The organism is Njordella calcicola (assembly GCF_056494125.1).
This window is the reverse complement of sequence record NZ_CM151396.1, coordinates 2,924,629-2,951,416: the sequence shown is the minus strand read 5'-3', so window position 1 is coordinate 2,951,416 and position 26,788 is coordinate 2,924,629. Positions and strand designations below refer to the sequence as shown.

Annotated in this window: 21 protein-coding genes; 14 read left to right on the top strand and 7 right to left on the bottom strand. The window is 53.2% G+C overall.

The window, feature by feature from the left end:
* The first annotated feature begins 20 nt into the window (after nt 1-20).
* The 11 genes from SH302x_RS10985 (at nt 21) to SH302x_RS10935 (ending at nt 12,908) form a co-directional block, all read left to right on the top strand.
* Complete coding sequence (locus SH302x_RS10985) at nt 21-1,184, top strand: baeRF3 domain-containing protein (RefSeq protein ID WP_479368761.1); 1,164 nt, start codon at nt 21-23, stop codon at nt 1,182-1,184.
* A 131-nt stretch (nt 1,185-1,315) separates the two neighbouring features.
* Nucleotides 1,316-2,887: a hypothetical protein gene (locus SH302x_RS10980; RefSeq protein ID WP_479368760.1), complete on the top strand. Its 1,572-nt coding sequence runs from the start codon at nt 1,316-1,318 to the stop codon at nt 2,885-2,887.
* Nucleotides 2,888-3,074: 187 nt separating this feature from the next.
* Nucleotides 3,075-3,530 (top strand): hypothetical protein, encoded by a 456-nt coding sequence (locus tag SH302x_RS10975; RefSeq protein WP_479368759.1) that lies wholly within the window; start codon nt 3,075-3,077, stop codon nt 3,528-3,530.
* 167 nt (nt 3,531-3,697) lie between these two features.
* Nucleotides 3,698-3,883 (top strand): hypothetical protein, encoded by a 186-nt coding sequence (locus tag SH302x_RS10970; RefSeq protein WP_479368758.1) that lies wholly within the window; start codon nt 3,698-3,700, stop codon nt 3,881-3,883.
* Between the two features lie 179 nt (nt 3,884-4,062).
* On the top strand, nt 4,063-4,773 hold the full coding sequence (gene bamJ, locus SH302x_RS10965; protein WP_479368757.1) for a BamJ family beta-barrel-assembly machinery protein: 711 nt from the start codon (nt 4,063-4,065) through the stop codon (nt 4,771-4,773).
* 35 nt (nt 4,774-4,808) lie between these two features.
* Nucleotides 4,809-5,807, top strand: coding sequence for a 4-(cytidine 5'-diphospho)-2-C-methyl-D-erythritol kinase (ispE, locus tag SH302x_RS10960; protein WP_479368756.1), 999 nt, complete (start codon nt 4,809-4,811; stop codon nt 5,805-5,807).
* 39 nt (nt 5,808-5,846) lie between these two features.
* Nucleotides 5,847-6,500: a septation protein SpoVG family protein gene (locus tag SH302x_RS10955; RefSeq protein ID WP_479368755.1), complete on the top strand. Its 654-nt coding sequence runs from the start codon at nt 5,847-5,849 to the stop codon at nt 6,498-6,500.
* Nucleotides 6,501-6,729: 229 nt separating this feature from the next.
* Complete coding sequence (locus SH302x_RS10950; protein ID WP_479368754.1) at nt 6,730-9,309, top strand: ATP-dependent RNA helicase; 2,580 nt, start codon at nt 6,730-6,732, stop codon at nt 9,307-9,309.
* Nucleotides 9,310-9,385: 76 nt separating this feature from the next.
* A complete protein-coding gene (purQ, locus tag SH302x_RS10945) occupies nt 9,386-10,177 on the top strand; it encodes a phosphoribosylformylglycinamidine synthase I (RefSeq protein ID WP_479368753.1) in 792 nt (263 codons plus the stop codon).
* A 9-nt stretch (nt 10,178-10,186) separates the two neighbouring features.
* On the top strand, nt 10,187-10,738 hold the full coding sequence (locus SH302x_RS10940; RefSeq protein WP_479368752.1) for a hypothetical protein: 552 nt from the start codon (nt 10,187-10,189) through the stop codon (nt 10,736-10,738).
* Between the two features lie 631 nt (nt 10,739-11,369).
* The gene (locus SH302x_RS10935; protein WP_479368751.1) at nt 11,370-12,908 is read left to right on the top strand and encodes a family 43 glycosylhydrolase; all 1,539 of its coding nucleotides are present in this window, start codon (nt 11,370-11,372) and stop codon (nt 12,906-12,908) included.
* On the opposite strand, the gene SH302x_RS10930 is transcribed toward SH302x_RS10935, so the two are convergent.
* Nucleotides 12,883-13,587, bottom strand: coding sequence for a metallophosphoesterase family protein (locus SH302x_RS10930; RefSeq protein WP_479368750.1), 705 nt, complete (start codon nt 13,585-13,587; stop codon nt 12,883-12,885). The two genes, SH302x_RS10935 and SH302x_RS10930, sit on opposite strands and share 26 nt — an antisense overlap.
* 31 nt (nt 13,588-13,618) lie before the next feature.
* Entirely contained in the window at nt 13,619-14,122 is a 504-nt protein-coding gene (locus SH302x_RS10925; RefSeq protein ID WP_479368749.1) for a SixA phosphatase family protein, read from the bottom strand.
* Nucleotides 14,123-14,410: 288 nt separating this feature from the next.
* On the opposite strand from SH302x_RS10925, the gene SH302x_RS10920 reads away from it, so the two are divergent.
* A complete protein-coding gene (locus SH302x_RS10920) occupies nt 14,411-14,587 on the top strand; it encodes a hypothetical protein (protein WP_479368748.1) in 177 nt (58 codons plus the stop codon).
* Between the two features lie 1,432 nt (nt 14,588-16,019).
* Here the strand turns inward: SH302x_RS10920 and SH302x_RS10915 are convergent.
* On the bottom strand, nt 16,020-16,472 hold the full coding sequence (locus SH302x_RS10915) for a PDZ domain-containing protein (RefSeq protein WP_479368747.1): 453 nt from the start codon (nt 16,470-16,472) through the stop codon (nt 16,020-16,022).
* A gap of 3 nt (nt 16,473-16,475) precedes the next feature.
* Complete coding sequence (locus SH302x_RS10910) at nt 16,476-18,368, bottom strand: RHS repeat-associated core domain-containing protein (protein WP_479368746.1); 1,893 nt, start codon at nt 18,366-18,368, stop codon at nt 16,476-16,478.
* Nucleotides 18,369-18,815: 447 nt separating this feature from the next.
* Between SH302x_RS10910 and SH302x_RS10905 the strand changes: the two genes are divergently transcribed.
* Both SH302x_RS10905 and SH302x_RS10900 read left to right on the top strand, forming a co-directional pair.
* Nucleotides 18,816-19,508, top strand: coding sequence for an orotidine 5'-phosphate decarboxylase / HUMPS family protein (locus tag SH302x_RS10905; protein ID WP_479368745.1), 693 nt, complete (start codon nt 18,816-18,818; stop codon nt 19,506-19,508).
* A 12-nt stretch (nt 19,509-19,520) separates the two neighbouring features.
* Entirely contained in the window at nt 19,521-20,546 is a 1,026-nt protein-coding gene (locus SH302x_RS10900) for a zinc-binding dehydrogenase (RefSeq protein ID WP_479368744.1), read from the top strand.
* Between the two features lie 139 nt (nt 20,547-20,685).
* Here SH302x_RS10900 and SH302x_RS10895 read toward each other — a convergent pair whose 3' ends face one another.
* Genes SH302x_RS10895 through SH302x_RS10885 form a run of 3 tightly spaced genes read right to left on the bottom strand, consistent with a single transcriptional unit; the run spans nt 20,686 to nt 26,719 of the window.
* Nucleotides 20,686-22,128, bottom strand: coding sequence for a proton-conducting transporter transmembrane domain-containing protein (locus tag SH302x_RS10895; RefSeq protein WP_479368743.1), 1,443 nt, complete (start codon nt 22,126-22,128; stop codon nt 20,686-20,688).
* Nucleotides 22,125-23,507 carry a proton-conducting transporter transmembrane domain-containing protein gene (locus SH302x_RS10890; protein ID WP_479368742.1) on the bottom strand — a complete coding sequence of 461 codons (1,383 nt, stop codon included), beginning with the start codon at nt 23,505-23,507 and terminating at the stop codon, nt 22,125-22,127. Before SH302x_RS10890 ends, SH302x_RS10895 begins: the two co-directional genes overlap by 4 nt.
* Nucleotides 23,504-26,719 carry a putative inorganic carbon transporter subunit DabA gene (locus SH302x_RS10885; protein ID WP_479368741.1) on the bottom strand — a complete coding sequence of 1,072 codons (3,216 nt, stop codon included), beginning with the start codon at nt 26,717-26,719 and terminating at the stop codon, nt 23,504-23,506. Before SH302x_RS10885 ends, SH302x_RS10890 begins: the two co-directional genes overlap by 4 nt.
* Nucleotides 26,720-26,788 lie beyond the last annotated feature (69 nt).

Here is a 26,788-nt window from a genome sequence, read left to right as displayed (position 1 = left end):
ACTCCTATCCAGGTAGCGTCATGATTTCATTCAATAAGGACCAGTTTGCCAGTCTGCTTTCCGAGCATGATGGCCCATGTGTATCCATCTATCAACCAACGCATCGTGCTCACCCAGAGAATCAACAAGATCCTATTCGTTATCGAAACTTGCTGAAGGAGCTTCGGCGATCGTTGGAAGACAAGTCGATACTTCGGCAACTGTCCGTTGTGTTTGAAAAGCTTGAGGATTTGGTGCATGATAGCCAGTTTTGGAACCATCGCACCGAGGGGCTTGCGATTCTCGCTTCCAACGACACCTTTGAAGTGATCAACTTGCAGGGCTCAGTTCCTGAGTTGCAAGTTGTCTCAACTAGTTTTCATTTGAAACCGTTGCTTCGTATCCTGCAATCGACCGATCGATTTCAAGTTTTGGCATTGAATCGTCATGAGTCGAAACTATACGAAGGCAACCGTGATAGGTTGGACGAGGTTGAGTTGACGGAGTTTCCTGCCAACATTATCGATGCGTTAGGCGATGAGTTGACGGAACCCCATTTGACGGTCGCTTCGTATGGAGCTGGAGCGAGTCGATCGGCTGGCTCGAGCGCCGCACCTTCTGTGCATGGACATGGTGACAAGAAGGAGGAAGTCGACAACGATCGCGATCGGTTTTTCCGCATCGTAGCGAAAGGGATCACGGAGCATCATTCACGTCGCTCTGGATTACCGTTAATTTTGGCTGCGTTGCCGGAGTACCATACGCCGTTTCGTAAGGTGTGCCAGAATCCATATTTAGTTGCGGAAGGTATCAAGGCGAATCCATGGTCGATGGCCATCGAAGATTTGCAGTCCGCTGCGTGGACCGCCATTGAACCCTTTCATCAGCAACGTATCGCGAAATGTGTCGACGACTTTCAGCTTGCTAACGCAAAATCCTTGGGTGCAACAGAACTTGATGAGATTGGCCAAGCGATCGTTGCTGGGCGAGTGGGGATTTTATTGATTGATGGCGACAAGCAAGTGTTCGGAAGCGTCGATTCCGTCAGTGGTCACGTCACGCAGACCGACGAAGCTCGCCCGCTATTGGATGATGTGTTAGATGATTTGGCGGAGCTGACGATTCGTATGGGTGGTGAGGTGGTTGTGTTGCCTAGATGTCAACTTCCAAGTGCGACTGGTGCTGCAGCGATCTATCGCTACTGAGTCGACGGCTCGCGCTGAACCGCATTAACTTATCACCGCAGGGCAGGGCAGACTGTGGTACAATGAAGCTTGCGGCCGCACAATAGGTGTCGACCGAGTATCTCAATGCTTCAACGATCATGAGGGCAGTTATGATCCGGAATCAATCGACCCACACTCCTACTAGAATTAGCGACAGCGACGCAGACAGCTCGCGACGTCGGTTTCTCTCGCAAGGAGCAGGTGGGCTAGCGCTATTCTCATTACCTCAACTAGGCTTCCTCAACCGGATACCAGCGGTTAGTGCTCAGGAAGCGAAGCTGCCGACGGCGATGGTACAGTTCTCGCCAGACATCGAACCGTTGGTGCGGCTGCTTGAGGAAACACCTCGCGATAAAGTCCTCCAAGCGTTCGCGGAAAAGATACGAGGCGGAACAAGCTATCCGGAAATTGTCGCGGCGATCTTGCTGGCGGGCATTCGCAATGTCCAGCCACGTCCATCCGTTGGCTTCAAGTTCCATGCAGTGTTGGTGGTCAACTCCGCGCACCTCGCCAGTCTCGCTTCGCCCGATTCCGAACGATGGTTGCCGATCTTTTGGGCCATCGATTACTTCAAATCTGCGCAAGCTCAAGATGCCAAGGAAGGTGATTGGACGATGGCAGCGGTCGACGAATCGAAAGTACCGCCCAGCCATCGCGCGCGACGTGCTTTCATCGACGCGATGGAGCGATGGGACGTCGATGCGGCGGATGTGGCAGCGGCGGCTGTGGCGCGCACGATGAGCACTCATCAAGCGTTCGACTTGTTCGCTCAGTATGGCTGTCGAGATTTCCGGAACATTGGCCACAAAGCAATCTATGTCGCGAACAGCTTCCGAACATTGCATTATATCGGCGTCCAGCATGCCGAACCTATCTATCGATCACTTGCCTACGCGCTGCTGAATCATCATGGCGAATCCAGCCCGGCGGAAGCAGATCATTATGCCGACCGCTCTTGGAAAGCGACGCAAACGGCGACGGCTGATTTCAAACCGCAGATGATGTTCGGTAAAGATGACGAAGCCGCCACGCTTGAATTGCTTACCACACTGCGCGCGGCGGACCCTACAGCAGCCGTTGGAGTGACAGCCGAACTGTTGTCCAAGGGCATTTCAACTCAGTCGGTTTTTGATGCGATCTTCTTGTCTTCGGCGGAAATGTTAATGCAACAGCCTGGCATTGTTTCCTTGCATTCGGCGACGGCTACCAATGCGTTGCACTATGCGTTTCAGACGGCCAAGTCGAATGAGTTGCGAGCTCAACTGCTACTTCAGAACGCCGCGTTCATACCTTACTTTCGCACAGCGATGAAGGATCGCGGAAAGGTGGGTACGGACACAATCAACTTGCAAGCAGAATCTGAGCAACCGGAAGAACACTCTTTAGAAACATTGTTCACCACCGTCAGTTCGGATCGCAAGCAGGCAAGAGCAATGATGTTATCGATGTTAGACGCAGGCGTAGCGGCCGAAGAGGTCATTAAATCAGCCAGACGTTATGTCTTTATGAAGGGCACCGATTCGCACGACTACAAATTCAGTTCGGCGGTCTTTGAAGACTACCGTGCGACCAGTCCCAAATTCCGGAACGCTTACCTGAGCGCTGCGGCTTACCTGCTACCCGGGGCTGGTGACAAGGACAACGGATTGATCCAACGCATCCAGTCCGCTTTGCAAGTTTGAGCAGCGCAAGGCCGAGCAGGTTCCTGATGTTCAGTGCATAGGGCGATTGCGTCAAAGTCGACCTATGGTTGGGTTTTGAATTCCAACGTGCCGCATCTTTACGGTGGCTGATTTACGCCGCAGCAAGCAGTCATTAAACTGAAGCTTCCTGTATTGAATCCCCCCTCCAATTTAAGAGAGCATTCCAATGTTCCCTTTGCTTACCAAGCCAGTCGTTTGTTTGTTGGCGCTTTATCTTGTATTGGGTTCGCAATCAGCTATTCGAACTTCAGCGGACGAAGTCGGTGTAATTGAAGGCGCGATCTGGTCAGTTGGCTTAAAGCCAGCCAAAGGAAACCCAAATCGAGAAGCGTTACGGACGCGAATTCGCGTCATGAATTTTGTAATCTACCAAGTGGAAGATTCGGAGCAGAAAGAGTTTACTCGCGAAGTAGGCAAGATCACGCCGGGGCCGGGCAAGCGGCCGAAGTTCACCAAGTTTGATTTTGTGAAACTGCACGCTCGCAATCGCACCGGCCAACTCACAGTCTTTGCGACCGCATCGGTCCGAGTGGAGTTCAATGAACGTGGCGAGCACTATGGGAAGCTGATCGATAGCGACGGTTACTACTGGGACATTAGCCTCAATCGGGTTCGTGAGTAGGTTGTAGCGATACTCGAGTTGTTGCAGCTATCGTAAGCTGTGCTGGCAGAATCACTTTTCGTGCAGGCAACTGTTCGATTCGACCGAAGCGTATCGCAGCAGAGCGAGGGGCCAAGCAGCGTTACCCGGTTCCTGCGTTGTAATCGGCACACAAAGGCGGTCGCGAGATGGACGTATCAAGTGTAATTTCAAGTGTCTCGGCGGTCCAAAATGCGACTAACCGCAACAATGTGGACGCCGCCGTGGCCGCCAAAACTCTACAGGCGCAGCGCGAGCAAGGCGAAGCGGTTGTGGAGTTGATTGAGCAGGTTGTGCAAATGCAGGATGCGACGCAAATCGACGTCAAAGCTTAGGGATTAAGCGGTATTGGGGCAGATTTCTTCATTTTCGCAGGGTTTCCGAAGGAGAAAATTCGGAAACTGTCATTGCCTCAAATCCAATCTGCCGGAACAATTAAAACATTGTTACCTCGGCGGCTAAAGCGGTTCGCTGATGGATTTTACTCAGCGCGTCCCGCCTCATAGGATTATCTATGCCTCGCTATTTCCTACCGATGTTTGCTGGTTTGTCAGCTCTACTGATTCTGCCTTTGTTTTTAGATCGTGATCACACTTTGAACGCACAAGCTCCCGCGGCCAAACCTGCCGACCCTATTAGTTACGCAGTTGGCCTGAATATCGGAAGCTCGCTGGCCCAAGCTGGATTCAGCGTCGAAGATATCAAGACGGGCGACTTTTTTGCTGGCATTACCGACGCTTTGAAGAAAGCGGAACCGAAGCTAACGCAAGAAGAATTGCAAGCGGCTGGGGAAGCGATCGAAAAGCGACTGATGGAGCGAGCGGAGTCGGTTGCAAAAGAGAATCTAGCGCGTTCTAAAGCTTACTTGGACGCCAACAAGTCCAAGGACGGCGTGCAAACGTTGCCCAGCGGATTGCAAGTCATGGAGCTGAAGAAGGGGAATGGAGCGCAGCCCAAGCAGACATCGAACGTGACTGTCCATTATGAAGGCACGTTGATTGACGGCACCATTTTCGATTCGTCGATCAAGCGTGGCGAGCCAGCGAGTTTCCCTGTGAACCGAGTCATTCCCGGCTGGACTGAAGCGTTGCAGCGCATGCGGGTCGGCGACAAGTGGAAACTGTTCATTCCGCCTGAATTGGCTTATGGCGTAAATGGCAGCCCGGGCGCGATCGGGCCCAACGAAGCTTTGATTTTCGAAGTTGAGTTGTTGGACGTGAAGTAAGCTCTCGCGGAGTACTTTCGCGAACACTTAACGCAATGCAACTACAGCTTGAGCAAGGCGGAGCGATTAAGGTCCTTGCACCTTGCAAGATCAATCCGTTTCTTGAAGTATTGAAACGCCGAGACGATGGTTTCCATGATTTGGAGACCATCATGATCGCGTTGAACTTGTGCGACGAGCTGTGGTTCCAGCCGATTTCAGAAAACCACTTCCAGCTTGAAGTTACGGCAAATTCCGCTTGGATTTGCGACCAAATCGGGTATAACGGGAGCTTGTTGGGAGACCACCGAGATAACTTGGTTTGGAGGGCTCTAGATTTGCTCTCCAATGAACTGAAGATTCGCAAAGGGATAGCGGTTAAGTTAAGGAAAACGATCCCAGTTCAATCTGGACTTGGTGGTGGTAGTAGTGACGCCGCAGCGGCTCTCATCGCGGCTCAATGGATTTGGACGGGACAATGTGATTTGGAGCTGGTTGGTAAGCTCGCAGCGCAATTGGGTTCCGATGTTAATTTTTTCACGGAGGGCTTTTCCGACGGGAAATGGGCCGGTTTTTGCCGTGGTAGAGGTGAACTGGTGACAGCGTTTCCGCTTATCCATGATTGCTGTTGGCTTGTCTGCTGCCCGCCGTTGGGGTGCAATACCGCGACGGTTTTTCGCAATTTGCAGTTGGATGCAGGACATGTTCCGACAAAAAATCAAGCGACCGCGTTCTTTCAGGGGAGTACCTCGGGAGGCGATGTCGATGGGAATCAAGTGCGATTTAATCGATTGTACCGGGCAGCCATACGAGCGTACCCGGCGCTTGAGGAATTTCATGATAGGCTAAACGAGTTCGATCCAGGGGTGCACTTCGTGATGTCCGGCAGCGGATCGTCCTTTGTTGCCGCCGGGGATCAACACCATTTAGAGCAATTGCAACGAAAGATTGATCGGGAGTTAGGCTGTTTTACATACGTCGCGAAAAATTGGAAAACTAAATCGATTGCGGAGCAAATTGACGAACTGCGGCAAGTTTCGTCGAACCAGCATTAGAGTTAGCGAAATGAATGACAAGTAAGGGTGGTGTCGGGTATGGAGATTACCGAGGTTCGAATCAAATTGATGGAAGAATCGGAAGACCGCCTTCGCGCCTTTTGTTCAATCACCATCGACAACTGCTTTGTCGTGCGTGATTTAAAGATCATCGAAGGTTCTAATGGCCCTTTCGTGGCGATGCCATCTCGCAAGCTGACGGAGCGCTGCAGCAAGTGCGGATACAAGAACCATATTCGCAGTAATTTCTGCAACCAATGCGGGCTGCGGCTGAAGGGTGCTTCTGCGCCGCGCAGCAATAGTGATAGCGACGCGAATGCCAACAAGTTGTACGCAGATATTGCTCACCCGATTAATCAAGGTTGTCGCGATATCATCCAAGTGGCCGTAGTCAACGAGTATCGTGCGGAGCTTGAACGAGCGAAGTTGCCTGGCTACAAGTCACGTTATGATGATGAGTATTCCGAAGGCAGTCGACCTGTACCGGCGACCGATGAAGCGCCCGCGGCTGCTAATGATGCCGCGGCAGATGAAATGGTATTACCGGATGTTGGCAATTGGAAGCGAATCGATTCTGCAGATCCTGGTGCGGATGCCGCGCGACAACCCCACCTTGATTCCACCAAAGACGAACGATCGCTTGAAAAGCAGCAGCCGCCCGACGATAGCTCGTTCGGTAAAGGCATCTTGTAATAAGCCCTCTACGCATCACGACAAGTTCGTAGTACCGCCTTCAGGCGGGATCTCTCGTTCGTAGTACCGCCTTCAGGCGGAATCGATCTTATAAAGACTTTCCGCCTAAAGGCGGTACTACAAACGCGGTACTACAAACGAACAATGCAACGTACTGGAAGCCAAGCGTAGGTTCGTGGTACATTTATTGCCGCCGCGAGTACACTTCCACTATTGCTGATTCCGCTGAATGCTTCCACCGCTACCCGTCGACTCCCTGCTGCCGCAAATCTGCGAAGCTCTCGTCAAATCACCTATCGTCATTGTCGAAGCGCCACCGGGTAGCGGTAAAACCACTCGCGTTCCACCCGCGCTGCTTGAAAAGTTCGCTTCGGACCAGCGTCGAATCGTACTGCTGCAACCACGCCGCATCGCGGTGCAAAGCGTTGCGGCTCGAATCGCCGACGAGATGCAATGTTCGCTGGGCGAACAAGTCGGTTATTCGATTCGCTTCGATTCACGCTACAAAGGCTCCACGAAGCTACTGGTAGCGACCGAAGGCATCGTACGCCGCATGCTGAGCGACGACATTTCGCTGGACCAAATCAGCGTCATCATTTTTGATGAGTTCCATGAGCGATCTTTGGACAGCGACCTACTGCTGGCGATGTGTCGTCATATTCAGTCAACGATTCGTCCAGATTTACGGATCGTCATCATGAGTGCGACCATCTCTGCGCAATCGATCAGCCAGCAATTGCAAGGCGTGCCCGTCTTAAGTGCCGAGGGCCGCATGTTTCCCATCGACATTCGTTACGCGCCGGCGAACCCTCGCGAGAAACTTTCGATTTCGGTGGCTAGTCTTACGGCCGAAGCAGTCTCAAGACACGATGGGGACGCACTGGTTTTCTTGCCCGGTAAAGGCGAGATCTTCCAAACGCAGTCACAACTCCAAAACACTCTGCCACGTGACATCGAAATCATTCCGCTCTTTGGAGCAATGACGATGGAGCAGCAAAGCTATGCAGTACGTCCGGCTTCGTCAAAACGACGCGTGATCCTGGCCACCAATATCGCGGAGACATCGCTTACGATAGACGGCATCCGCATCGTAATCGATAGCGGCTTGGCGAGAGTCCTGCGGTACGACCCTGCCACTGGCTTGGATCGTTTGGAGCTAGAGCCGATTTGTCGTGCTTCGGCCGATCAACGCGCTGGTCGAGCGGGACGTGTGGCACCTGGCGTCGCGTATCGATTATGGAGCGACGCGAGCCAACGTGCAAAGCCAGCTTATCTGGAGCCTGAACTGCATCGCGTGGATTTTGCAAGCGCGTTGCTGCAACTGCATGCGTGGAACGAGCCGCAAGTCCAACAATTGCCATGGCTGGATCAACCGCGTGAAGCGAACTTACAATCTGCCGCTCGCTTGCTAGAGTATCTTGCCGCGACGCATGCAGGCCAACTCACGGCCATCGGAGCTCAAATGGCTAGCTTGCCACTCCATCCTCGATTGGCGCGATTGGCGGTTGCTGGACGGCAGTTGGGAATCGCACAGCAAGCCGCATGGGCAGCCGCAGTGCTATCCGAGCGTGAGCCATTTATACGCAGCTCGAATAATCAGCGCAGCGCAGCGAACGCAATCAAAGGCAGTCGTAATCCGAACGCGTTGCGCAAAGAGCAACCCGCTGCTCAGGAGCCGCGACGCTGGCCTTGTGACGTATCCGAGCAACTGGAAGCGATCGCGGAATTCCAATCGACCGGCAACGCGATGACCAAGTTCGGTGAAATCCATCGCAACTCGTTGCAAACCATTGCGAAGGTCGCTGAGCAGATTCGGCGCGAATTGGAATCGCACTCAGACGCTTCTGGAGCGACGCAGGATGCAGCTTCCACGGCAAACGCAGACCGCTTGCCACAAGCGTTGCTTGCCGCTTTTCCTGATCGGTTGGCCAAGCGCAGAGCGCCAGGGCAAGAGCGAGCATTGATGGTCGGCGGCAAAGGGGTCAAGCTGGCTTCCGAAAGCGGCGTGGTGAATCACGATTTGTTTCTATGTTTAGAAGCGGAAGCGTCCGGAGTCGACGCCAATGTCCGCAAGGCCAGCGGCATCCAGCGGCAATGGCTGAGCGGCGATAACTTAACGACTGTCGACGAACTGTTTTATTCACCGACTCATAAAGCCGTCCAGTGTCGTCGTCGCACTTACTGGATCGATCTGATGCTGGATCAGTCGCCGACGGCTGTCACGGATCGAACTGCCGCGGCGGCTATCTTAGCCAAAGCTGCATTGGCGGATTGGCAGCGATGTTTTCCACATGACGATCGCGATCTGCAAAATCTGATTGGCCGACTACGATTTTTAGCCAAGCACGCGCCGTCGTTGCAGATCGCTGAAATCGACACCGCGCGATTGCAGACGATTTGTGAATCGATTTGTCGCAACGTCAACTCGTTAGACCAAATCAAGTCTGCGGACTGGAGTTCGTATGTGGCTGGATCTTTAACGGCAGAACAGTCTGCGGCTTTGCATCGCTTATGTCCAGCGAGAATAAACACACCAAAAGGGCGAGCTTTTGCGATCGACTATACAGGAGAACAACCGCTGCTGGCGATCAAGATTCAGGACGCGTTCGGCCTAAAGGAAAACCCGCGTATTGTGGACGGCAAAGTGCCCGTGCAACTCCATCTTTTGGCACCGAACATGCGTACCCAGCAAATTACCAATGATTTGGCTAGTTTTTGGGCCAGCGGTTACGAGGTCTGCAAAAAGGAGCTGAAGCGACGCTACCCCAAACACGCTTGGCCCGACGACCCGCTGGCACCGCTTCCGTGAACGGGGAACTTCGATTCTAATAGTTCCTTGCACGCTAGCAGCGTAGTGAAGACATCCATATCCCAATCTTAAACTGATGACGACCAACAAAGTTAAAGTACTAATTTTACGAGCCCCTGGCACCAATTGTGACCAAGAGACAGCCTTTGCCTTTGAGATGGCTGGTGCAGAAGTCTGCCGCGTGCATGTGCAGCAATTGATCGAGCGACCGATGTGGGCCAGTAAGTTTCAGATTTTGTGTATTCCTGGCGGGTTCAGCTATGGCGACGATATCGCAGCCGGCCGCATTCTGGCCACGGAACTGCAAACATCGCTAGCAGACATGCTCGCTCAATTTGTCGAAGAAGATCGCTTGGTATTGGGCATCTGCAACGGGTTCCAAGTGCTGATGCGGCTGGGAATATTCTTTGATGCGCCACCGCAATCGCCCGCCGCGACGCTGACTTGGAACAATCAAGGCCGCTTCGAGGATCGCTGGGTGAATCTGAAAGTCAGCCATCCGACCAGCCCGTTTTTGAACGATATCGACACGATGTATTTGCCAATCGCCCATGCCGAAGGTCGTCTGGTCATGCGGGATCAGGAAACCGCAGACGCTCTAGAGGAGTCGGGGCAGTTGGTGCTGCGTTATACTGATACCGATGGAGTGCTCAGCGACCAGATGTTGCCGTTTCCGCAAAATCCGAACGGAGCCCAGCGAAATGTAGCTGGTCTGTGTGACGAAAGTGGCCGGATCTTTGGTCTGATGCCACATCCCGAACGACATTTGTTTGCCACGCATCACCCGTTCTGGACGCGTCGGCAGTCGCAGCCAGAGCATGGCGATGGGTTTAAGATTTTCCAGAACGCTGTTCAGTTTTTTAATTGAGGTTTGGATATGAAGACGAAAACTTTTGGTTCCGTATCGGCACTGCTTTTGGCCTGCTGCTTTGTCGCTTCGATTGCAACCGCCAAAGAGAACGAGAAGATCGAGATGGCTGGCGGCAAAGTGGTCGCGATGAAGCCGGCGGAGTGGAAGGCTGTCAAGCCGAAGATCAGTATGATTGAGCATGAGTTTGTGGCACCGGCTGAGGGGGAGCAGCAAGCTCGCGTGACGATCATGCAAGCGACCGGTTCGGTGGACGCGAACATCGATCGTTGGGTTGGGCAGTTCGATGGCGCGAAGAAAGACGACGCAAAGATTGAAACCAAAGACATTAGTGGTTGCAAAGTCCACGTGGTCGATATCACAGGCACGTTTGTGCAAACGATGGGCGGTCCGTTTGCTCCAGGGGCTTCGACCAAACTTGAGAATCATCGTATGTTGGGAGTGATTATTGAAGCGAACCAAGAAGGCAAGATCTTTATTAAGTTGACGGGCCCCAACGACTTGGTGGAAACGCTGAAAGAAGGCGTTGAGAAGATGGTCGCTTCGATCGAAAAGAAGTAGCGTCCTGCTGTAAACCGTTCGCGTTCTTCACTCTCCCGTCTCGTGAGGGTCGTAGGCCGGTAACAAGCAAAGCCGACGTCTTCGTTTAACCGTCAGCCGTCAGGCGTACGCGTTCTTCGTTTAACCGTCAGCCGTCAGGCGTACGCGTCCTTCGTTTAACCGTCAGCCGTCAGGCGTACGCGTTCTTCGTTTAACCGCGTGCCCAACGGGCCGCGTCACTGACGTTGGGCACACCAAACGCGGGGCGATGCCCAACGCGGTTAAACGATGCCCATCTGAGTCGTAGGCCGGTAACAAGTAAAGCCAGCGTCTTCGTTTAACCGTCAGCCGTCAGGCGTACGCGTTCTTCGTTTAACCGCGTGCCCAGCGGGCCGCGTCACTGACGTTAGGAACAGCAAACGCGGGGCGATGCCCAACGCGGTTAAACGATGCCCATCTGAGCCGTAGGCCGGTAACAAGCAAAGCCAACGTATGCGCCGGAACTTCGGTCGCTTTCGCTGATAATACTTGACTAACACAAACGGCGATCATCAATTGGCTTTGCGCAGTTCCGGCAACAGCACAAGCAACCTTGTTCCGGCCTACGGCTGTTTCGAGTACACTGATTCGACTACGCGATCTCTATTTATCAATGTGTCTACTAAAGGGCGGTGGCATGGCGAATCTTCTGCGCAACTTCTTTGTTTCGACTTTCCTGTTGGCTTCGACACTGCAACTGGTGGCGCAAGAGACTCGACAACCAACCACTTACTGCAATCCATTGCCGCTACCCAATTATCCGATCGGACGGTTCGCTCGGGACTTGAAAGCAGAGGACACTGGGCCCGATTGGATGTGGAGGCTAGGGTACAAACAGCAGTTTCGTGAGCTGGCCGACGTGTCTGCTTTATGGTTCGAAGACAAATGGTATCTGTACCCTTCGGTCGATATGGCTTGGGTCAGCCAAGATCGTGGGGCAACTTGGCAACATCATCCGCTGAATGTTCGAGACTTGGGCTATGCCCCCACGATCGTTCGACACAAGAATCGCTTTTTGCTCATGGCCAGCAACTCACCCATCTATGTTGCAGATAACCCGTTGGGACCTTTTAAAGAGTTGGGTACGATTGATCTGGAAAGGCAACCGCATTGGCCCGACTTTATCGACCCCATGTTGTACTCCGATGAAGACCAACGCCTGTTCTATTATTGGGGATGCAGTCCGACCGGCGGTATCTGGGGCGTGGAACTGGACAGCAACGATCCAACCAAAGTGCTTGGTACGCCACAAGAACTTATCCCATTTGACCCGGTCACATTCCCGTGGCAATCGGTTGGCCAGTGGAATCAGAATCCGCGAGTAGGCTGGGTGGAGGGTGCTTGGATGCTAAAGCGCGATGGCAAATACTACTTGACCTACTGCGCCGGTGGTACAGAAAACAGGACGTACGCGGTTGGCTGCTACGTCGGATCGTCGCCGCTGGGCCCCTTTACACCGCAGCAGAACAATCCGATCTTGCGTTCGATAGATGGACTTATCACAGGTAGTGCCCACGGAGCGATTGTCGCTGGTCCGAACGACGAGCTTTGGGCATTCTATTCAGTCCGCGCCAGTGTCGTGCACGCTTTTGAAAGACGGCTAGGGATGGACCGCGCCGGGATCGATGCCAATGGAGAACTGTATGTCACCCCCGCGACATCGCTTCCGCAACGACTGGATCAAACGCCACATAGCGAGTCTGCCGCCAGCAACACAGGCTGGCTGCCGATGAATCCTGATCTGCGAACTATCGGTTCGTCGAACGCAGGGAACCTGGAAGGTCGCTTTGCCGTCGACAACGAGCTACGGACATGGTGGCAGCCTGACAGCGAGGATTTGCAGCCTACGCTAACCACGGAGTTCATGCTCCCGGCTACGATTCATGCTGTGCGGGTGATCTGGCGAGACGTCGGCTTGGACACCGCCCAAGGCATCCTGCCGGGCCCGATTCGCTATCGCATCGAACTGCAAGCCGAAAACCAACAGTGGACTACGATTGTCGACCGCAGCCAAAACGACAAAGACTTGTTGGTGGATTACCTGGAGTGCCAACCGACTGTTGGATCGAGAGCGAAGCTAGTCATTCTGCAGTGGCCGCCGGGCATCACACCCGCAGTGACTGAGCTCACGTTGTTTGGGGTAACCAATTAAGTTGCTTGGTGATTGGATCGACGGCTACCACGACGCCGTGGTTCCGCAGCTTCACGCTCAGATCGCAACACGAGCAGTTGATAAAGGCGATGCCGTGGCGTTGCCTTACGCCAAAGTTGACGATATCACGCTCATCATGGATATGCCCGAACGCATGAATTAAAGGCTTGATACGATTCTCGACGTGCCGTGTCAGCGATTTGGAACCGACATGAATGGGCTGCCGCGTGTCCATGTCTTTCGTAACATCCAAGATACCTTTGGGCGGTCCATGTGTGATCAAAATGTCTATGTCGTCCGGAATCGTACTCCAAACGCGATCCAAATCTTCACGCGGCTTCATATAAGCCCAATCGAAGAACTCTGGCGTGTACGGTGAGCCGAAAATCTTCAAGCCTTTGACAACCGTTTGCTGGTGGATCAAAAACTGTACGTCGGGATAATGTTCGGCGGTAAGCAAACCTTGTTCGATAGCCGTGGAATGGTTGCCTGGCGTGAAGATTTTGGTTTCGATAGGTAACTTGCAATACCACTGAAAGAAGTCATGGGCTTCTAGGACATTGTAGTATGGATCGCCGGAGTTCGATTCGTCACCGCAATGGATGACGACATCGATATTTTCCGGGATGCGTAAATTCTCATGCCACGCGTGCGAGTCGGAGATAAACCAAATGTTCATATTGTTTCAACGAATTGTTCGAGGCCGTGAGTTATCCTAACGACTTTGGAGTCGTATGGGTGAGCAACTGAAAGCTTGCGGCGGAAAAGTCTTTGACTGACGAAGGTGGCGCATCAAGCTTCCACTTCAAGACACAGACGGCGGCCGTAGGCATAGCGATTGCGCCGCCAGCCAAGATGCTGCAGGCGATTTCCATACCCGGATTATGGCCCAGGACTAACGTCGTACCGCTCCGCCAGTGGCTTAGGAGTGTTTCAAAGATCGTTTGCGGTGGGGCTAGATACAGTTCTTGTTGCCACAGGGTTGTACGGTCAGAGTCCCAATGTTGCTGCATAAGTTGAACGGTTTGGCGTGTGCGGCTTGATGGGCTGCTGAGAATCTGGTCAGGCAGCCAGCCTTGCAGGTGCAGAAAGTTAGCCATAACCGGAGCTGCATTTCGTCCTCGATCGTTCAGTGGCCTTTCAAAGTCGGTGAGTGCTTCGTCATCCCACGAACTTTTTGCATGCCGCATCAGCACAATGACAACGCTATTCATAATCAACTTTCATAGGTTGCAGGAGTTAAAAGGACGTTGGGCCTAATTTATTTTGGTGGCAGCATTGTAACCACTCCTGCGAGCTAGCTTCACCCTACTTTGACCAATGGTGTCTAAACATTTCTAAGTTTAATCCATAGTCAGTAGCGAGTAAGCGTCGTTTAACCGCGTGCCCAGCGGGCCGCGTCACAATGGATCTGCACACCAAACGCGGGGCGATGCCCAACGCGGTTAAACGAAATCCATCTAAGCCGTAGTCCGGTAACAAGTACGTTCACCGCTGGCGCGATGGAACTATTTGTTCGCTGTGCCGATGGTGACCTGCGCCGTTGTCGCAACCTATGCCTGTCGGCGATGCTCGAAACGGTTAGGGCTTCCTCTGGCCGCACGATTGACATCGACATCGTCAATCGTGTCTTGCTGCAACCGCACTGGCAAAACCAAGTCGATCTGACGGACTTCTAAAGCAGTCTTCAGTCTTCAAAATTCCCACTTCAAACTTCTTATATTCTCTACCGTATCAATTCGACCAAAAATCCGACCGCAATTCGGCCCGTAACAACCACGCTGCGACGACACCAGGCACGCTGTCTAGAACACCAAAGCGGTGTCCGTCGGGGACAAGCCCCGAACGCACATGCTCGCGCGTCATGCTTTAGCGCACCAATCCAATTGCGAAGTCTGGGCAAGAGAATGGGGGCAGGAGAATGGTCATGGATTCTATTCTACTGCCCTGATTCTGCTGCCAAAAGAAATTCGGTCGCTCTTCGCGCAGCAATCCTATTGCGAAGACAGGGCACAAGGCACAGATGCGCATCGATGCTTGCAGCGCAGCGCGATCCAAATCCTACTGGCTTGCCCAGTGAATGGTTGGGTTTCTCGCTACACCAAAGAGCCCGCCAGAACGGGAATCCCACTGGCTCGTCCGGTGGATCGTTCGGTTCCTCGCTAGTCAACATCGCTCTTTAGCAAGAAACGCAAACCTCTCCCGGACAAGCCGGGAGCATTAGCTTTAGGATCCAGGGGGGCCGACCCGTGTAGCGAGAAGCGGAAGTATCTCCCGGACAAGCCGGGAGCATTTGAAAGACAGAAGACCAAGGCACATTGTTCTGAGATCGCGCGCTCTGAGCGACCGTTGGGCTTGCCCCAACGTGTCGCAATAGGATTGGTGTGCTAAGTTCGTCCACGTCCCCGCCCGCCCTTGCTGGTGCCAGTCGCCGAAGGCGACTGGCACCAGCAGCAGAGGGGTATCATTGAGGACACGCTGTCTAGAACACCAAAGCGGTGTCCTACGGGGGCAAGCCCCAAACGCACATGCTCGCACGTCATGCTTTAGCGCACCAATCCAATTGCAAAGTCTGGGCAAGAGAATGGGGGCAGGAGAATGGTCATGGATTCTATTCTACTGCCCTGATTCTCCTGCCAAAAGAAATTCGGTCACTCTTCGCGCACCAATCCTATTGCGAAGACTGGGCACAAGGCCCAGTTTCGCATCGATGCTTGCACCGCAGCGCGATCCAAATCCCACTGGCTTGTCCAGTGGATCATTGGGTTTCTCGCTACACCAAAGAGCCCGCTACAACGGGAATCCCACTGGCTTGCCCAGTGGATCGTTCGGTTCCTCGCTAGTCAACATCGCTCTTTAGCAAGAAACGCAAACATCTCCCGGACAAGCCGGGAGCATTTGAAAGACAGAAGACCAAGGCAAATTATTCTGAGATCGCGAGAACTGAGCGACCGTTGGGCTTGCCCCAACGTGTCGCAATAGGATTGGTGTGCTAAACATGCTGCCGAACAACTTTACTGTTATCGACAACATCGCGCACGCTGCCCAAGTGATCTGTCAGCGGCCAGAGCGTTGTACCAGCAGTACCGCTAGCGGATGTCGCACTCCGGCTTAAGTTCTACCCAAAGCAAAAATGTCAGCCGACCAATCCAATCCAAAGTAAACGCCGGATCGCAGACTCGAAGGGACCACTATTACAGCATGCGGATATGTCAGAAAAACCTCCAGTCCAGGAATCAAATCTTCCTTCGAGATTTGGTATGAATTTTCTGTAAATCCGTCACCGGCAATCAACCACTCAGCATTTTCAACTGGGATGAATTCCTTATATCGACGAAAAACCAGTTGCAAGTATGCAGTTAAATGATGATCTTTAATCTGCTGATCGCCTGGGAAATACAACCTCTCGTGCAGCGGAAGCCGCGAGAAATTCGGGCCAGTCAGCCCCATTGGAAGAAGCGACTTTAGCTGTAGAAATAGGGTTTCATCGTTACCCAGAATCGTGAAGCCGCTGGCTCCTAAAGTAACTTTCAGTTCCGCTTGTAGTTCGGTTTCACTAGTCATATTTTAAAATAGCTGTTGCAATAGAGACTTCAATTCTGATTCAGTCGCAGGGAAAACGAAGTGCGGTCCTTTTTCTTTTCCTGCGAACACATTGATGTGCGCACCAATCGTTTCATCAAACTCGATACGATAGCCAATCGTTTTTGATGAGTCTGTCATTCCATTTGGGCAGTCAGACCACTTACTCTTGAACTTCTGCTCTGCTTTAAATCCTCGACTCTTGAGCCAAGACAAAGCATCTGTCATAGCGCTATTGTAATTCTTGTACGCCTTGTAGGTGGATCCACTTTTTGCAAGTGTTTCTTGAACGGACTTCGCCTCCTTCTCGACGAGCTCAATTGCTTCGTCTAGTTTCGAACCACTGAGGCGTTTCCCATACTGTGTAATAATGACGTTAGCACCTTCTCGCAACACACTGATCCCGTGCTTTGAGAAGGCTGCGGCTAGAATCAAGTCCTCAGGTCCAGGAATGAATATCCCGCCTATTATGAAACCAGTCACGCCAGCCTGGTATATTCCTTGCTCACAGAACTCAGCTCCCGATGCTACGTTCTTGTATCGTCCTTTGAGCAAACTTCCGCCGAGTCCACCAACGTCTAAGTCGCTAGGAATGAACTCTCTTGGCCCGTATGACAGGTTGTCGATATATGGGTAGATCAAAATCCATTTGCGATCATACGTCATTGTTTGTCGCCAGACGCCCGGCCTGCCATTCACAAGTCCAGGTTCTTCTACGACAGTTTCAACTAGTCCACTCGGATCTGTCGCATTGGTTGCATCGTTCCCCACATACCGATAAAGGTTGGTATCACCAGCGGCGAAGGAGATGGGGTCTTGGCTGAGCCATCTGCCGGTCTTGGGATCGAACCAGCGGGCGCGGTTGTATTGTAGCTCACTGTCGGTGTCCCAGTCTCGACCAGTAAAGCCAAAGAGCATCTGGATACTGCCAGGAGTGCCCGCTCCGATCACAGTGCCACTTGCATTGCGATAGACTTCACTGATGCGGTTACCAAACGCATCATAGTTCACATGCTGCCGAACAACTTTGCTGTTATCGACCACATCTCGCACACTGACCAAGTGATCGGTTAGCGGCCAGAGCGTCGTGCCAGCAGTACCGCTAGCGGATGTTGCACTTAACAGCGGACCATTGTTGGTCAAGAACTGCTCGTCCGCCAATAGCATGTCGACAATATCCGCATACAAATAACGATTCGATAACCTGAGATTCTGCGCACTGCCCACCCCATCGGTATCTCTGAATTGCAGCAGCGCATGGCCTTCACTGTAAACCCAAGCCGTCTCCGAATCAATCGTCCCGTTGCCATCCGCATCCAAAAGCTTACCGACTTTGTTATCAAACGCATCGTAAACATATTGAACGCTCTTCTGGATAGCGCCGCCCAGGCTCACTCGATCGGTCACCGAAACCAAGCGATTGCGATGATCCCAAGCCATCTCGCGGACATTACCATTAGAGATCTTGGTTCGACGAATCGTGTTCCCTTCGTTGTCGTAGAGATAATTATAAGTCCCATCGGTGCTCAGGCGATTGTGGCTGCCAGCCGCGCTTTGTGATTGCCCGGTACTGCTCAGCCGGTTTCCTGTCGCATCGTAATCGAGATCCAGGACATTGGCCGGTGGGCTGGTATTGATAAAGCTGCCGCTGGTTCTGCGTCCCAAGAAGCCCGCCACATCGACACCCACCAGTTGGTCTGTTGGGTCATATACGAAGCCCTTGACTCCGCCGGTTACCGTGCTTGGGTCCGTTGGCGATAGGTTGCTAGCGGCAGTGAATGTGCCGCCAAAGTTTGCAGCCAAGCGTATCCTGTTACCGACTGCGTCATAATCGCGATCCAGCACCACGGATCTTATAGGTGAGTTGGTTTGTGACAATCAATGAGTCCTGACCCCTTTGCTTTATCGAAAATTAGACACAACCGTGTCCGTGAAACCTGGGCCACCTAATGACGAATTGGAACGAAGCGTCGTTGACGTTTGGTTCTAAAGGTCGCAAAACCGTGTGTCAACAAAACTCTAGAAAGTTTTCGGTAAATGCACCGAAACTTTCGTAACTGCGTCATGCGAGATAACGCTTGACTAACCCAAACGGCGTTCATCAATTGGCTTTGCGCAGTTCCGGCAACAGCATTAGCGACCTTGTTACCGGCCTACCCCAGAACGCGCACGCCTACGGCTGACGGCTCAACGAAGACGTTGCTCTTACGCTAGCCGGTGTGGCGCTGGCTGCAGATCCTGCAACTAGCATGGTTCAACAACTTCGTACAGTTCGCTAGAATCAGGTGCCGTTGAGAGAGAGCACTCATTCCCGCCAGGTTCACGATGAAGCCAATCGTACAAATTTCTTTGGATCTAACAAATATCACCGAAGCCCTCGAAACGGCTCAAATGGCCATCCGAGCTGGCGTGGATTGGCTTGAAGCTGGTACGCCTCTGATCTTGGCAGAAGGGTTGCATGGCATCCGAGCGCTGCGACAAGCGTTCCCTGACACGCCTATCGTCGCGGATCTAAAAACGATGGACGGCGGATATCTCGAAGCGGAGATGATGGCCGGTGCGGGCGCAACGCACGTGGTCGTCATGGCTCGAGCTCATGAGGAAACCATCCGCTGCGTGGTGAAAGCAGGTCGAGATTGTGGCGTCAAAGTAATGGGGGACAACATGGTTTGTCCCGATATGGTCGCTGGTGCAAAATGGTTGGAAGATTTGGGCTGCGACTATATCGTGCATCATATCGGTTATGATGAACGCCGCGGCATCGCTGCCCGGGGCCTGCGAATGCCCAGCCCGCTGGATCAGTTGCGGCAGGTTGTGCAAGCAGTCGGTGTCCCCGTTCAAGCCGTCGGAGGTTTAAGCCTCGAACAAGCGATTCAGTGTCCGGCATATGGTGCTCCGCTGGTCGTACTTGGAGCTCCGCTCACGATTGACGCGGACTCGTTCAAAACGGCCGACGGCGACTTGGAGTCTTCATTACGGTTGATTTGTAACGCGATCCATTCCCAACAAACGAACTAATTCCCCATCAATATGAAATCAGCAGCCGTAGTTAACTTTGCGCCCGAAAAGGGATCGGTCGAAATCCGCGAAATCGAACGACCCTCGATTGGGCCAGACGATGTGTTATTGGAAGTCGCCAATGTGGGCGTGTGTGGCAGCGACTTGCATCAATGGACAGCGGACCATTCGTGGCCCGTGAACTATCCCGTGGTGCTTGGCCATGAGTTCGGTGGTCGAATCGTGGAACTGGGCGCTAACGTCGATGGTTGGCAAGAAGGCGATCGTGTCGTAAGCGAAACGGCGGCCATTATTGACCAGCGTAACCCGATGTCGCGCAAAGGCCTCTACAATTTAGACCCTACCCGTAAAGGGTTCGGTTATGGCGTCAACGGCGCGATGACGAAGTATGTTCGCGTGCCAGCGCGCATCTTACATGCGATACCAGATAGTTTGCCGTTTGAGTTTGCTTGTCTGACGGAGCCATGTTGTGTTGCGTACAATGCCGTAGTCAAGAATGCTCGCATCGAACCGGGCGACCGAATCGTTGTCTTAGGTCCTGGCACCATCGGGATCTTGTGTGCCGCGATGGCCAGGTTGTGTGGTGCGGAAGTCGCACTTGTGGGGCTAGAATCCGACAAGCATCGGCTGGAAATTGCCAAGCAGTATGGTTGCGAAGGCATCATTGGTGATCCCAAACCCTGGGCGTTGCAACGCGACGGATTAGGGTGCGATGGCGTGATTGATGCAGCCGGCGCGAGCATCACACTGAAGATCGCGATTGACATTGTTCGTCCTGCAGGTTGGATTTCCAAGGTTGGTTGGGGACCGCAACCGCTGGGCTTCAACGTCGACCCATTGGTCCAAAAGAACGTAACGCTCCAAGGCAGCTTCAGTCACAACTGGCCAATCTGGGAACGCGTGATCGCGCTGCTGGCCAGTGGACAGTTGAATGTCCAGCCAATCTTGGGAGGCGTCTGGCCGATCACGCAGTGGCACGAAGCATTCGAGAAAATGCATAAAGGTGAGGTTGTAAAATCGGTGCTGACGCCTATTTGATTTGCACGACGTTTGGTCTCGTTCGTAGTACCGCCTGTGGCAGCATCGACTTCCATTGGAAACAAGTGGGCTCCTACAGCGATGCGGGATCACGCGAAAAAATGGATATTGCGAAAGCTCACGTCGCCGCCAATCGCGATTACTCATGCGACTTTGCATCGGACTGGCTGTCGAAACTGCTAGCATCGATACCGCTCGCTTGCCGTATCTTCAACAGCGATTCGACTGCATGCATCCTTGACCGAATTGCCATACTTAGCCAGATGCCCGAGCCCAAGATTAGGATGCTGAGCACAATCGCGACCAATCGTTCCGCGGGACGTGCATGGAGCGAGATCGTCGCCACATGCCGCCGACCAGTGAAGATGCGAAAGTACGCTCGCATCACTGCAATGCCGTTGAGGGCCGCTGTTAATACAATGATTGAACCCACGATTGGATACACGGCAACGGTGCCTTCCACCAGCAACTCCATGGCAACAAAGGCTAAACCTCCCGGGAAACCGATAGAAGCCAGTCCCGTCAGCAAGAACAAGGAACCGAGGTAAGGCATGTGGTCGAATAAACCATGATACTCGGCGAACGAAATACGGCCGATGCGTGACTCTACCGCGCGGATGGTCAACGCAAATCCGCTCAACGCGACTCCGGTCTCCAGCCAAATGCACAGAGCGCCCGTCATTCCGATGGGGTTTGCGATCTCTAGACCGGTTAGAACCAACGAAGAATGGCTGATGAACAGATAAGCAAAGAAACGCCGTGCATCTTGTTGGACTAACGCCATGCCCGCCGCAAACAAAGCTGTCAGCAGGGAAAGAATTGCAATGCCATGCAGCGCCCAAACCGAGACTACCGGCAATACAGTCCGCATGACGACATAAGCTCCAGTCATGGGGGCCAGATACAGTAAAGCGGTTCCAAATGACGCTCGATCGAACAGATCAAGTATCCAGGAGTGGACTGGAAAAATCCCAGCTCGGATCATCGCCGATAGTACTAACATTCCAGCGGCCACTTCGGCGATCCACGCAGATTGGTTGCCCCACGCACTGTGCAAAGCATAGCCGGCGGCCAACAGACCCAGATGGGTTAGGCTGTAGATCACGAAGACACGACTCGATTCACCGCGAGCCCGCATTTCCAGCACCGGCGGAATAACGCTCAGCACCAGTAGCCCGATCAGAAGGGGCACATAGGAGCAACTAAGAATCGCCAAGATGATCGATTCGGAAAGCATGGTAAGGGCAAAAGAAAAACGTTGCGTCTTGCCTCGCATCGTTGCAATAAGGGTCAACGCAAAGACCAAAGCAACTTTGGGCAGTAAGGGTGCTGTCAGTTCGTCGATCACGAAGTACTCGCGTCCAAATAACCACAGGATAAAACTGTTTCGATCTTGAGCGGCAAACGTCCCCAACGTTCCAAAGTCGAACGACTCGCCCAACGTGAGCAACAGCGTGATGCCGCTGGTGGCCACCGCGATACGCCTTGCGACCGACGGATCTCGTGCAAGCCAGCAGCCTATTGCAGCCAGCAATGGCAACAGGATGGATAATTCTAGCCACGGAAAATGTAAACTACTCATGATGGCCGCTCCTGGGATTCCGCGGGTTCCTTGGAAATGCGTCGCTCCTTGGTCTGCTCGGCCGCTAGCCACCTTAGCCAACCACTTTCCAACTTGCTGAGCGTTAGAAATATCCTCACTACGGGTTGGACGACGACATCGTCGATCAAGTGATCGAGATAACCTCGCTCAAGGCCAAACCGATAAACACTTACTTTCCAAGCAGGCATATCTGTTACATGATGTCGATGCGATTGCCAGCCTATCGCTTGTCCCAGATTATCTTCCGACTGCCGCATATCCCGTAGCAAGGATGGAGCTCGCAGAAGTTGTAACGTTCGCATAGAGGCATGACCGATGATGTGAATCAGAGCTAGATATCGCAGACCAAGCCCAATCTCGATGACAATGATGCTGACCTGCAGCAACGAAGCGAACGCTAGGGCACTCTTCACATCTGTTTGAACGCGTCCCACAATCGCAGCATAGATCGCCGACAGCACGCCGACAACAACGATCAGATACTGCAACACTTGTGATTGATCAATCATCGGACTAACTCGCAAGAGCAAGTATGCTCCCAGGTGTACCGATAACGCTCCATAAAAAATCGCACTGGATGGCGTTGGCCCCTCCATCGCTCGAGGAAGCCAGCCGCAGAACGGAACCAACGCGGATTTGCCCGCTGCGGCGACTAACAGGAGCGAACCTACCACCAACGCCTGCCCCGGCGTGATGGCGTTGACGCTATCAGGCCAGGGGGTGGGGCCCATCATCAAAGCCAAATCTCCGCCGCCGGTAAGGTGGTGAAGCACCAATGCAGCGAGCAGAAAAGCGCCATCTGCAAATCGATAGATTCCCCACACTCGCAATCCATTGGTCACTGGATTGAGTCTGTTTTGAAAGAAGGCCACCAACAGTGCGGATGACAATCCGACCAACTCCCAGCCCAAGAACATCGTTTCAATCGTTCCTGCAACCGAAGACACGACCATGCCAAGCAAGAAGATGACATACAACAGGAAAAATCGTGTGTACCCTTCATCGCGATGCAAATAACGACTGGCGAAGGCACCGATGATGCCGCACAATGCCAACGACAATATCACGAAGGGTACCGACAATCGATCGAACAGAAACTTCACTGTAAAATGGAAATGCTCGGTCGGGATGTCAACCCAACGACCAAGTTCAACTACGATTTCGACTTGGTCGGTCCACAGCATCCCGATCAACAAGCTGACTGCTGCAAGCAACGCGACGGTCACGAGGACTTGCGTTAACCAGCCCGTATTCCGCTCGCCAAGCTTTACTCCCAGCAGCGACGTCGCCCCTAGCAGCAACACCAGCAGCAGCGGCGCAGCAACTACGATCACTCCACAAAGGTAGAACATACTCATAGCGTCACCTCGCCGGAGTCAGCTTGCTGTTGCCCAGTGACGCGTTCGTCTTCAGGAAAGATTACGGCAAAAGGAAGGTGATGCCGTTTCCCCGCGTACCATTGTTGTGAGGTTGTTAAAGGTTGCGCGAACTCGTTTTGTGGACCGTTTGCTTGCGGGCAGTACGGGACGAAGTGGTCTTTGCTATAGCGATGAAACTGGCTCGATTCGGGATCAAGGACCGCGAGATGAGCCCAATGATTTTGAAAGATGTGCTTCAGCGTTTCATTCTGACTCATCAGCCGCAGTATCGTGGCTGGCTGCGACTCGATGATGAACAGCAGTCGCACCGGTTCATGAATGTCGACGCCTTGCCAAGGCAACCCGGGCCGAAGATCGCTGGCCGCTCCGTCCATCACACCGAGCAGCGATGTGATGTTGTGAGGCAATTTCGTTCCAGACCCCCAACCGCTGGGATCGATCGCGGACAGGGAATACAAAAGATTGATACCTTCGCAGACTGGCACCACCGCCGACAGGATGCCAGCAAGTGTGGAGGCATCCGCATTGTCTTGGCTGGGGTCGTACGACATTAGAAATGACCGACGATCGAGATATAAGCCGCGTATTCGTGAACGTCGACCGACAAAGCAGATGGCATTGCTGCCGTTGCCGTATTCGGGACGTGTTTGAGCGAGATCCTCGCTGCGATTTTGCACGTGTAATAGAGCTTCATCAAGGCTCAAGTCCAGCTTGGCCGATTCAAAGCGACGACAACGTTCGTGCGCATTGCGTTTAGCGGCTTCTGCCAACAGCATGCTTGCCCGTCGCAGTTGCTTGATCTTTCGAGTCGGCAAAAGTTCTAAATCATAGAACATCATCTCTTCGGTGGCGGTGTTGTGTAACGCACCGATAAAGTACGTCTCGTCAGGTATCTCAATTCCCGCTGCTTGCAGTCGCCGTCTGACTCGCAAATCATTCAGCATCATCGCCAACGCTCTGGCATTGGGGCCTCCAGCGTTACCTGCACAGGCTCCGCAATGATAGGCGGACTCATGCGGGTTGTTGACACAGCCGGAACCATGTCCCAGCATGAGGATGAGCGGCGCAAAGTTCGTCGTCAAACCGATATCCCTAAGAGCTTTTGCGGCAAGCTGTGTCATTTCCTCGATGGTGAATCCAATCCCATCTTCCTGCGTCTCCTCATCGGCGACATCTTGCTGCAGTTTTTCCGCTTCGCTCTTTGAAGTAGCGAGGGTTGATTTCGGCGGGCAGGCCGCGCAAGCCGCGTCGCGTTCAATCCTCAACCGCGTCACGACGGGCGGGGCGATAAATTGCCGCGCTGTATGTTGCATACGAGCGGTGAGCCGCGGCATCAAAATCCGGCTGAGCATCGGCACCGTGGCTAGCGGTCCAACCATGGTTGAAAAAATCGCGCCGCCTACGGACCCGCGCGACTGTGATTGAAAACCTCGCTGCGCGGTACCCAGCAACCGTCGCGCTCGAGCTCGCTTTCGCCCCGAGTCTTCCAGCGAGTAGACCGCTTCTTCAATGACCCAATGTTTGGGTGTCATCATGATTGGGCAAAGCGCGGAGAATCCGGCATCACCAGCTCCGCGATAATACATGGGAACTCCAAAGAACCCAGCGATACCAAACGTTTCGACCGTCACATCCAGTTCCTCAAGATGGCGTCGCAGCGACTCCTCGCGAGCATCGATGCAACACACAACTTGCAGCGTAGCCGACTCAGGGCGCCTTGGCGGCAACGCAACTCGCTCAGCAAACGCATTCAACGCGGCCTTGGCTAGCTTCCGTTCAAAGGCAGCATGGAATGTGCGCCGTCGGGTTAAGTCATTGAACTGCTCAAGTTCCGCTCGCAACTCCGTCCACTGCGTCGAAGTAAGCTCAATTAGCGACATGGGCGTCCAGTTCATCACCTGCGCAAGTTCGAAGACCAAGAATGCTAATTGTTCGCGACTGCGAAGCTCCGTCGTACTTACATCGGAGCCGTCATCCCTTACAGTTCCTTTCGTTGGTCCACGACGCTCGTGCGGGAACTCGCTGGCGACTTGTTGCAGTACAATTCGGACTGCTAAAAACTCGGTTAAGGTGCCCGGAGGCGACGCACGCCTGAACAAGTCCGGACGTGTCTCTGTTTGCCAGATCATACCGGCGAAGCCCCGTAGCGACAGCAATGTCGCAGTGATGTACCGATGGGCCTCTGGAAGGTCGAGCCCTCGTTCGCGTATTGTGGATTGAAGCACATCCAACTCCGACAAACCTTGACCGGTATATTCATTGAGCTTGGTGGCCAAGGCCTTCTGCCATCTTGGCGACCAAGGCGCTGCTCTACTGTACATCGCGCAAAAGCTGTTCCAATAGCCGCGCTCACGATTGGGCAGTGCATTGGCTGCATAACCTTGATCCAAAAATGCGGCAGTAAAACGTATCATCATCTCGTCGACGCGAGCATCCCTGGCGTATGGCGTCGTGCGAAAGACTTTTGCCTGTTGATCACCGTTTGCCTCAGCGGGAACGTTATTCGCTGTAACGCAAGAATCGACCAAGGATACTTCCGCATTGCATACCGCCGACGAACAATGAGCTGCTTGGGAGGCATTTGGCGGAGCGGACTCGATGCCATCAAAGATCACTTGCCAAAGCACATGCAAGTAATATGCTTCCCAGCGATGCTCGCTTGTTCGCTTCTGTTTTGTTCCCAAAGCGAACTTGGCAAAGGCACTAACATTCTTGGCCGTAGTGTCATTTTGCGTCCAGAGTCTGAAGGCGGCAAGATTCGTTTGGCGATGAACGGAATCAACATCGCTCCGGAACCGATAAAGCGCCTCTGTTTCGGATAGGACCCAAGCGAGTTCACGTCGATGACCAAAATGGAACGGGTGGATTAACAAGGCAAGTCGCAGATCAATGCGAGGCGTGAGGCCTGCTATGGAGACATTTGCTTGACCAGCAAGAGATCCGGCAAGCACTTCTTGCAATTCATCTCTGGTGATGCGTCCGGTTTTCAGTTCTTCCCGATATCGATCTTCGTCGAGATAAGCTTCATTGCCATACAGTTCACGGACGTCCTGCATCACTTGATCGAAATGAAGGTGTTCTAAACCTTGCAGTGGGTTCAGAAACGCGAATTTGGTAATAGGTCCCTGGCGCGGCAACAGCGCGGCCGATGCGATCACGATCTCTTGTAGCTTTGTAAGTTCGATAACCATTTGAATTCGGTTGGGAAGTGCACGAGCGAACAACGATTGCAGCGCGAAACTGTTTTTCGCGATCTGGCT

Coding starts and splice junctions, on each gene's coding strand:
- SH302x_RS10985 (WP_479368761.1), top strand. CDS start 21: ATGATTTCATTCAATAAGGACCAGTTTGCCAGTCTGCTTTCCGAGCAT.
- SH302x_RS10980 (WP_479368760.1), top strand. CDS start 1,316: ATGATCCGGAATCAATCGACCCACACTCCTACTAGAATTAGCGACAGC.
- SH302x_RS10975 (WP_479368759.1), top strand. CDS start 3,075: ATGTTCCCTTTGCTTACCAAGCCAGTCGTTTGTTTGTTGGCGCTTTAT.
- SH302x_RS10970 (WP_479368758.1), top strand. CDS start 3,698: ATGGACGTATCAAGTGTAATTTCAAGTGTCTCGGCGGTCCAAAATGCG.
- bamJ (WP_479368757.1), top strand. CDS start 4,063: ATGCCTCGCTATTTCCTACCGATGTTTGCTGGTTTGTCAGCTCTACTG.
- ispE (WP_479368756.1), top strand. CDS start 4,809: ATGCAACTACAGCTTGAGCAAGGCGGAGCGATTAAGGTCCTTGCACCT.
- SH302x_RS10955 (WP_479368755.1), top strand. CDS start 5,847: ATGGAGATTACCGAGGTTCGAATCAAATTGATGGAAGAATCGGAAGAC.
- SH302x_RS10950 (WP_479368754.1), top strand. CDS start 6,730: ATGCTTCCACCGCTACCCGTCGACTCCCTGCTGCCGCAAATCTGCGAA.
- purQ (WP_479368753.1), top strand. CDS start 9,386: ATGACGACCAACAAAGTTAAAGTACTAATTTTACGAGCCCCTGGCACC.
- SH302x_RS10940 (WP_479368752.1), top strand. CDS start 10,187: ATGAAGACGAAAACTTTTGGTTCCGTATCGGCACTGCTTTTGGCCTGC.
- SH302x_RS10935 (WP_479368751.1), top strand. CDS start 11,370: ATGTGTCTACTAAAGGGCGGTGGCATGGCGAATCTTCTGCGCAACTTC.
- SH302x_RS10930 (WP_479368750.1), bottom strand. CDS start 13,587: ATGAACATTTGGTTTATCTCCGACTCGCACGCGTGGCATGAGAATTTA.
- SH302x_RS10925 (WP_479368749.1), bottom strand. CDS start 14,122: ATGAATAGCGTTGTCATTGTGCTGATGCGGCATGCAAAAAGTTCGTGG.
- SH302x_RS10920 (WP_479368748.1), top strand. CDS start 14,411: ATGGAACTATTTGTTCGCTGTGCCGATGGTGACCTGCGCCGTTGTCGC.
- SH302x_RS10915 (WP_479368747.1), bottom strand. CDS start 16,472: ATGACTAGTGAAACCGAACTACAAGCGGAACTGAAAGTTACTTTAGGA.
- SH302x_RS10905 (WP_479368745.1), top strand. CDS start 18,816: ATGAAGCCAATCGTACAAATTTCTTTGGATCTAACAAATATCACCGAA.
- SH302x_RS10900 (WP_479368744.1), top strand. CDS start 19,521: ATGAAATCAGCAGCCGTAGTTAACTTTGCGCCCGAAAAGGGATCGGTC.
- SH302x_RS10895 (WP_479368743.1), bottom strand. CDS start 22,128: ATGAGTAGTTTACATTTTCCGTGGCTAGAATTATCCATCCTGTTGCCA.
- SH302x_RS10890 (WP_479368742.1), bottom strand. CDS start 23,507: ATGAGTATGTTCTACCTTTGTGGAGTGATCGTAGTTGCTGCGCCGCTG.
- SH302x_RS10885 (WP_479368741.1), bottom strand. CDS start 26,719: ATGGTTATCGAACTTACAAAGCTACAAGAGATCGTGATCGCATCGGCC.